Below are 2821 nucleotides of genomic sequence, written 5' to 3'. Positions count from 1 at the left end.
GTTCTTAGTGGTCACGATCTCGCTGTTGGTAACTGATGCCACCGATCCTGTTACGGTTGCTTTACGCTGGGTACCGTAACCAACCACAACCACCTCGTTCATGTTAGTGGCGTTTGGCTGAAGTTTAATGCTGATAGTTTTTTGGCTGCCTACGCTTACTTCCTGCGCAACGTAGCCAAGGAAACTAAACACCAGCGTTTGACTTGCCTCGGCGTTAATATTAAACTGGCCGTTCACATTGGTGGTTGTACCATTAGGCGTACCTTTTAGCTTAACGCTTACACCGGGCAGGGGTTGTCCGTGCTCATCATTTACTACACCGGTTATTTTGCTACCCTGAGCAAAAGCCGAAGTACACATGGCTAAAAACAAAAGAGCGGTAATGCAGTATTGCAATACTCCCTTAATTTTAGCACGATAACGGATGCGATGGCACCCATCATAATTGGTAAAATTTTCGTACATAAATAATTGGTTAATGGGTTTATAACTCTTGCCTCAGGGAGATCAAACTGAACTAAGCGGGGATGGTTAGACCCGCTCAATACTTATCCTGTTTTCCATTTGGCACAGCAATGATATAGCGGGTGGTATTAAAACAAGGGTTAAAAAAGGGGTTAACTCGGCTAAAATTTCATTAACCGCGCAAAAATTAACCGCTTTTTTAAGCGGAGGAGGGTAAACTGAAGAAATACTACCGCAGGTTTAGCGATAAAGGAACCAATAGGAGCTATGAATAAAAACCATGTCATTGCGAGCGTAGCGTGGCAATCGCACGGAAGTACAGCCGCCCTGTATAGCATGCGATTGCCACGTCGCGCCCGCGCACATTCCAATTTCGCTCCTCGCAATGACATGATTTTTTTTCTTCTCTGCTGCCGCGGGTTTAGCGATAGCGTAACCCGTGGTTGGATACACGGTAAGCTTTCAGCTTACATTATTAAATGCGGTTCAGCTGAAAGCTGAAATCATGGTTACCACGGGTTGAAAACCCGCGGCAGCATTAAATGCCGAGGGGCTGTTTTGCGATGCAAAACAGCCCCTCGGCTATAGTTTCCCTTTAGGGAGTTAGGGGCGGGCTAAAACACCCTGCAAAGCAAACCTTTCAAATACTCACCTTCGGGGAAGGAAGCACGTACCGGGTGGTCTTCGGGTTGATGGAACTGGTAGATGAACTGTACCTGTTTACCGGCATCAAGCGCGGCCCAGGCAATCACTTGTTTAAAAGTTTCCATATCCATAGCACCCGAGCAGGAGTAGGTAGCCAGCAACCCACCTTCGTTAAGAAGCAGCATACCTAAACGGTTCAGATCTTTATAGGCACGTGACGCGCGGGTTAATGCCGAGCGCGATGGCGCATATTTAGGAGGGTCCAGTACAATAACATCAAACTTTTCGCCTTCGTCCCTAAACTTGCGGAGCTGCGTGTTGACATCCGATTTAATGGCTGTATGTTTAGTTGCATCCAGTTTATTCAACCGGATATTTTCGACCAGTGTTTCAATGGCCAGTGCCGAACTATCTACACTGGTTACCGAAGCTGCACCTTCTTTAAGGCTGTTTAGTGTAAAGCCGCCGGTATAGCAAAAGCAATCCAACACTTTTTTATTTTTCGCATGCATAGCCAGTACGTGTCGGTTATCACGCTGATCGCAATAAAAACCGGATTTCTGGCCTTCGGTGATGTTGATACCGTAAACTACATTGTTCTCCAAAACTTCAACCAGTTCGGGCGGCGGACTGCCGGCAAGCACTTTATTTTCTGCTTCGGCCAAGCCCTCGTGAGCGCGGGAGGCGTTATCGCTTTTATCGGAAATACTTTCGGGGTTAAGTAACTTTTTGAGCTCATCAATAATAACAGGCATTACATTTTGAATGCCCGAGGTAAGTACCTGAACGGCTAAATGCCCGGCATATTTATCAACAATTAGGCCCGGTAAATAGTCAGATTCGCTAAAGATCAACCGGCAAGTATTGGTGCCCGTAGCTAAGATACTGTCCCTGCTTTTAACTGCTGTAGCTACCTTTTCACGAAACCAGGCTTCATCAACCTGCACATCCTTGTTCCACTCCAGCAATCGTAAAGTAACCCTCGATTGATCGTTATAAAAACCATAGGCCATAAATTCGCCCTGGGCGTTTAGCAATTGCACCACATCGCCATTAGCGGGCTTACCTTTTACTTTTTCAATCGCTCCTGAAAATACCCAGGGATGCCTTTGCAGTACGGCTTTTTCTTTACCCTTCTTTAATATAACGTCAATCATGGGTGCAAAGGTAATAAAGCGCTGGTAATTTTAGCTTTGCAGTAACGCCGCTCCTTTTTATTACGTATTTGTGTTAAGGGCTCTAAACCTTGAAAATATTTTTACGTCATACACAATAATATCTGCATTAAAACATTTGGTATCTTAGATTCGAAAACTATAATCATGAAAAAAACTTACGTATTCCTGTTCAGCATGCTGATAGCGTGTTGTTGTTTCAGCTTAAAATCATACGCCCAGATACCCCGCATACCTGAGGCCAGCTCAACTCAAACCATTATCCAGGATTTCGGATTAGGAAAAGTAACCATCACTTATTCCCGCCCAAATGTTAAAGACCGCAAAATATTCGGCGGTATCATCCCTTACGGCGAAGTTTGGCGCACCGGTGCTAACGCCGCAACCACCATCACTTTTACCGAAAAAGTTGTTATTGAAGGCTATCCGGTACCTGCCGGTACTTACTCCCTGTTCAGTATCCCTACTAAAAATGAGTGGACCATCATTCTTAATAAAGTTGTAAAACAATGGGGAGCTTACAGCTATAAGCAAGA

At 45.1% G+C, this 2821-nt stretch carries 3 protein-coding genes; 1 reads left to right on the top strand and 2 read right to left on the bottom strand.

Going from position 1 to position 2821, the window contains the following annotated elements; genetic code table 11:
- Together VF500_RS08365 and VF500_RS08360 are read right to left on the bottom strand one after the other, a co-directional pair.
- Window positions 1–465, bottom strand: a 465-nt coding sequence (locus VF500_RS08365; RefSeq protein ID WP_330859241.1) for a carboxypeptidase-like regulatory domain-containing protein, incomplete at its 3' end; no start/stop codon positions are given.
- A gap of 614 nt (window positions 466–1079) precedes the next feature.
- Window positions 1080–2267, bottom strand: coding sequence for a class I SAM-dependent rRNA methyltransferase (locus VF500_RS08360; protein WP_330859240.1), 1188 nt, complete (start codon window positions 2265–2267; stop codon window positions 1080–1082).
- A 165-nt stretch (window positions 2268–2432) separates the two neighbouring features.
- Between VF500_RS08360 and VF500_RS08355 the strand changes: the two genes are divergently transcribed.
- Window positions 2433–2821, top strand: a 389-nt coding sequence (locus VF500_RS08355; protein WP_330859239.1) for a DUF2911 domain-containing protein, incomplete at its 3' end; no start/stop codon positions are given.

Source organism: Mucilaginibacter sp., assembly GCF_036383575.1.
Classification (GTDB): domain Bacteria; phylum Bacteroidota; class Bacteroidia; order Sphingobacteriales; family Sphingobacteriaceae; genus Mucilaginibacter.
Note: the sequence above shows the minus strand (reverse complement) of the source record. Positions and strands in the feature narration are given on the sequence as shown.

Excerpts from the sequence above, each read along its gene's own strand:
- VF500_RS08360 (WP_330859240.1), bottom strand. The coding sequence starts at position 2,267 with ATGATTGACGTTATATTAAAGAAGGGTAAAGAAAAAGCCGTACTGCAA.